The sequence below is a fragment of the Streptomyces sp. NPDC052236 genome, assembly GCF_044548015.1.
Lineage (GTDB): Bacteria > Actinomycetota > Actinomycetes > Streptomycetales > Streptomycetaceae > Streptomyces.
Genome location: NZ_JBIUBL010000075.1, coordinates 1 through 5,411 on the forward strand (window position 1 = coordinate 1; position 5,411 = coordinate 5,411).

General features: G+C 74.8%; 2 protein-coding genes. Both read left to right on the forward strand.

Annotated features, from left to right (window positions below):
• On the forward strand, window positions 1–4,590 hold a 4,590-nt coding region (locus tag ACIHCQ_RS44435), incomplete at its 5' end, for a type I polyketide synthase (RefSeq protein ID WP_399675034.1).
• A gap of 3 nt (window positions 4,591–4,593) precedes the next feature.
• A partial coding sequence (locus tag ACIHCQ_RS44440) for a beta-ketoacyl synthase N-terminal-like domain-containing protein (RefSeq protein ID WP_399675037.1) occupies window positions 4,594–5,411 on the forward strand: 818 nt, incomplete at its 3' end.

Consider the following 5,411-nt stretch of genomic DNA (forward strand, 5'->3'; position numbering starts at 1 on the left):
TACGGCCAAAACCGCCCCACCAAACAACCCCTGCGCCTGGGCTCCCTGAAATCCAACATCGGACACACCCAGGCCGCCGCCGGCGTCGGCGGACTGATCAAAATGATCCAGGCACTGCACCACGAAACACTCCCCCCAACCCTGCACGTCGACCGGCCCACACCCAAAGCCGACTGGTCCAGCGGCGCCATCTCCCTACTCACCGAAACCACCCCATGGCCACGCGGCCAACGAATCCGCCGAGCCGGAGTATCGGCCTTCGGCGTGGGCGGGACCAACGCGCACGTCCTCGTGGAGGAGGCACCCACCGTGCGGGCGGACACGCCCGCGCCTGAGGCCCGGACGCCACGGCCTGAACTCCCCTCCTCCTCCATCACCTTGGCAACACCTCCCGTGGTGCCGTGGCTGCTGTCCGCCAAGACGCCGACCGCCCTGCGCGCCCAGGCCCGCCGCCTGCACACCCACCTCACCACCACACAACCGGACGCCACCCCCACCCAGATCGGCGCCGCCCTCGCCCACACCCGCACCCACTTCAACCACCGAGCCACCCTCACCGGCACCACCCGCACCGAACTCCTCGACGCGGTCGCCGCGGTAGCCCGGGGCGAGGAGGCGGATCAGGTGCCCCGTGCCCGCGCCCGTACCGGAAAGACCGTCTTCGTCTTCCCCGGCCAGGGCTCCCAGTGGATCGGCATGAGCCGTGAACTCGCCGCCGCCCACCCGGTGTTCGCCGAGGAGCTCAGCGCCTGCGCCGCCGCGCTCGCGCCCTACACCGACTTCTCGCTCGACGAGGTCCTGAGCGGGGCGCCCGGCGCTCCCACGCTGGACCGGGTGGATGTCGTGCAGCCCGCGCTGTTCGCGGTGATGGCGGCGCTCGCCGCGCTCTGGCGCCACCATGGCGTGCACCCGGACGCCGTGGTCGGACACTCGCAGGGTGAGATAGCCGCCGCGTACGTCGCCGGGGGCCTCTCGCTCCAGGACGCGGCCCGCGTCGTGGCGCTGCGCAGCAAGGCCATCACGGAGATGGCGGGGCGGGGCGGCATGGCGTCGGTGACAGCGTCGCCCGAGCGGCTGCTGCCGCTCCTGGAGGACTGGGGCGGACTCATATCCGTCGCCGCCGTCAACGGCCCCTCCTCCATGACGGTTTCGGGGGACTCCGACGCCCTGGACGGACTGCTCGCCCGCTGCGCCGCAGAGGACATCTGGGCCCGGCGGATCCCCGTCGACTACGCCTCGCACTCCCCCCAGGTCGAGTCGCTCAAGGAGCGTCTGGCCGAGGTCCTGGCACCGGTCGCGCCGCGCTCCGGAGAAGTGAGCTTCCACTCCACGGTCACCGCGGGCGAGTTCGACACCAGCGGCCTCGACGCCGACTACTGGTACCGGAACCTGCGCCGGACCGTGCGTTTCGATGAGGTTGTCCGCGCGCTGCTCGACCAGGGGCACACCACGTTCATCGAGGTGAGTCCGCACCCGATCCTCACCTTCGCGGTGGAGCAGACGGTGGAGGGGGCAGAGGGACGGAAAGGCGGGACCGGCCGGGCCGCCGCGACCGTCCTCGGCTCGGCCCGGCGCGAGCAGGAACAGGCACAGTTCACCGCCTCGCTGGCCGCCGCGCACGCCCACGGGGCGCCCGTGGACTGGGACGCGGTATTCGACCCGGCCGCCGCGCGTGACGTCGAACTCCCCACGTACGCCTTCGAGTCGACGCGCTACTGGGCGGCGCCCCGGCCCGCCGCGGGCGACGTCGGGGAAGCGGGACTGCGCTCCACCGGACACCGGCTCCTGACCGCCGGAGCCGAACTCGCCGACGGCAGCGGGTGGTTGTTCACCGGGCGCGTCTCGCGGGACACGCACGGCTGGCTGGACGACCACGCGGTCTACGGCATGGTCCTGCTGCCGGGCACCGCCTTTGTGGACATGGCCGTCCTCGCCGCCTCGCACGTCGGCTGCGACGTGGTCGAGGAGCTGACGCTGGAGGAGCCGCTGGTGCTCCCCGACGAGGGCGCCGTCGACCTCCAGGCGTCGGTCGGCGCCCCTGACGCCCGGGGACGGCGGCCGGTGGCGGTCCACTCCCGGCCGGCCGGCGCGGCGGGCGGCGACGACTGGACGCGGCACGCCGGCGGCTTCCTCGCGCCCGCCCCGGCGCACGGCGACGCCTCCCCCGGTCCCACCTCTTGGCCCCCGTCGGGCGCCGACCCGCTGGACGTCGACAGCCTCTACGACCGGCTCGCCGACCGTGGCTTCGGATACGGACCCGTCTTCCGCGGGCTGCGCGCGGCCTGGCGGCGCGACGGTGTGCTCCTCGCCGAGGTGGACGCCGCGGCTGCAGGGGACAGCGGGGGCGCCGAGGGGTACGGGGTGCACCCGGCCCTGCTCGACGCCGCGTTCCACGTCCAGCTGACCGAACTGGCCGGTGCCGACGGAGCGTCCGGGCAGGCATGGCTGCCGTTCACCTGGTCCGGTGTGCGCGTCGTCCGGCCGGGCGCCACGCACCTGCGGGTGTCCCTCACCACGCTCGGCGAGGGCACCGTACGGATGTCCGCCGTCGACGCGGCAGGTGCCCCGGTGGTCACTGTCGACTCCGTCGTGGCCCGCCCGGTGGCCCCGGCCCGCCTGGCCGGTGCACGCGGGCCGGCCGACTCCCTCTTCCGTGTGGAATGGCAGGCGGCACCGGAGCCGGACCCCGCCCCGGACCCCGTGTCCGGACGCTGGGCGGTCCTGGCCGAGGACGGGACGACCATGACGCGCCCGGGTGCCGTGAACGGCTCGGACACCTCCACCGGCTCCACCGCCCCGCACCTTCCCACCCACTCCGCCCTCCCCCACCTCGCCGCCGCGCTCGACGCGGGCGGACCCGTGCCGGACACCGTCGTCGCGTTCGTGCCCGCGGCGCACGGCACGCCCACCGCAAAGGCGGCCCGCGCACGCGCCCACCACACCCTCGCGCTGCTGCGCGGCTGGCTGGCCGACGAGCGGTTCACCGACGCGCGCCTGGTGCTGGTCACCCGGAACGCCGTGGCCACCGCTCCCGGCGCGGCCGTCGCCCCCGACCTCGCGCCCCTGTGGGGGCTGGTGCGTACCGCGCAGTCCGAGCACCCCGGCCGCTTCACGCTCGTCGATCTGGCCGGCGACGCCTCCGACGATCCCGCGCGCGTCCTGCCCGTCGCGCTCGCCGCCGAGGAGCCCCAGGTCGCCGTACGAAACGGCGTGCTCTACATCCCCCGAGCCGTCCGTGTCCGCGGCGCCTCCGGCGGGCCGCTCCCCTTCGACCCGGACGGCACGGTCCTGATCACCGGGGGCACCAGCGGACTCGGCGCCCAGCTGGCCCGGCATCTCGCCACCGAACGCGGCGCGCGGCACCTGCTCCTGGCCAGCCGTCGCGGCCGGGACGCCGAGGGCGTGTCGGAGCTGACGGCCGAACTGGCCGGCCTCGGCGCCCAGGTCACCGTCGCGGCCTGCGACGTCACGGACCGGTCGGCGACGGCGGCGCTCCTCGCGTCGGTCGACGCCGCGCATCCGCTGACCGCCGTCGTCCACTCCGCGGGGGCCCTCGACGACGGCCTCCTGGAGGCGCTGACGCCCGAGCGGCTGGACCGCGTGCTGCGGCCCAAGGTGGACGCGGCCCTGCATCTGCACGAGCTGACCGCGTCCGTGCCGCTCGCCGCGTTCGTCCTGTTCTCCTCGGTCGCGGGCACCATCGGCGGCCCGGGACAGGGCAACTACGCGGCGGCCAACACGTTCCTCGACACCTTCGCGCAGTGGCGGCGCGCCCAGGGGCTGCCCGCGCTCTCGCTGGCCTGGGGCCTGTGGGAGGAGGCGAGCGACATGACCCGGCACCTCGGGGACGCCGAGGTGGCCCAGCTGGGCAGGTCGGGGCTGGCGCCGCTCACCACCGACGAGGGGCTGCGCCTGTTCGACGCGGTGCACGGCACGGAGGACGCGCTGCTGCTGCCCGCCCGGCTCGACCTGGGCGCCCTGCGTGCCCAGGCCCGCGAGGGCTCGCTGCCCGCCGTGCTGCGGGCCCTGGTGCCGGCCACGCAGGGGCCCGCGGGCCGGTCGGGCGCGGCGCTGCCCGCGCGCCTCGCGGCCGCTCCGCCCGAGGAGCGGGACGCGCTGGTGCTGGCGGCGGTCGCCACGGAGGTCGCCGTGGTCCTCGGATACGAGGACGCGGGTGCGGTCGACCCGGAGCGTCCCTTCAAGGAACTGGGCCTGGACTCGCTGGGCGCGGTGCGGCTGCGCAACCGGCTGAGCCAGGTGACCGGCCTCATCCTGCCGTCCACCCTGGTGTTCGGCCACCCGACGGTTCCCGCGCTCGCCGCGCACCTGCGCATGCTGCTCGACGAGCACGCCGCCGGGGACAAGGAGGCGGCGCCCGGTGTGCACGCGGATCTGGACCGCCTCGCCGGGCTGCTCCCGTCGGTCGCCGAGTCCGACGTGGCGGCCGTCCGCACGCGGCTGCGGTCCCTGCTCGCGGCGCTCGACGACAGGGGCGGCGAGGACGGCGGCGGTCTGCGCAGGGAGCGCATCGACGAAGCGTCCGCCGACGACCTGTTCGACCTGATCGACAACGACTTGGGGGTGGGCTGAACCATGCCGGACGACGACAGGACACTGCGGTACCTCAAGCGTGTCACCGCCGAACTGCAGGCAACTCGTGCGCAGTTGCGGCAGGCCGAGCAGCGCGCGTACGAGCCGGTCGCGGTGGTGGGCATGGCCTGCCGCTATCCGGGCGGCGTGACGTCCCCCGCCGGCCTGTGGGACGTGGTGGCCGCCGGGCGCGACGTCGTCTCGGACTTCCCCGCGGACCGTGGCTGGGACCTGGACCGGCTCTTCCACGACGACCCGGACCATGCCGGCACGACGTACGCCAGGGCCGGCGGGTTCCTGAAGGGGGCGACGGAGTTCGACGCGGAGTTCTTCGGCATCGGCCGCACCGAGGCACTGGCGATGGACCCGCAGCAGCGGCTGCTCCTGCAGACCGTCTGGGAGTCCCTGGAGGACGCGGGCATCGACCCGGGCGGCCTGCGCGGCTCGCAGACGGGTGTGTTCGTGGGGACGACGGGCCAGGACTACGCGCAGTTGGCGCGGTCGGGTCCGGACGAGCTGGAGGGCTACTGGGGCATCGGCTCGGCGGGCAGCGTGCTCTCCGGTCGCGTCTCGTACGTGCTGGGGTTCGAGGGTCCTGCCCTCACCGTCGACACGGCCTGTTCGTCGTCACTGGTGAGCGTGCACCTGGCGGTGCAGGCGCTGCGCCACGGCGAGTGTTCGCTGGCCCTGGCGGGCGGGGTGACGGTGATGGCCACGCCGGGCGTGTTCACCGAGTTCAGCAGGCAGCGCGCGCTCTCGCCGGACGGCCGGTGCCGTTCGTACGCGGAGGCCGCCGACGGCACCGGCTGGGGCGAGGGAGT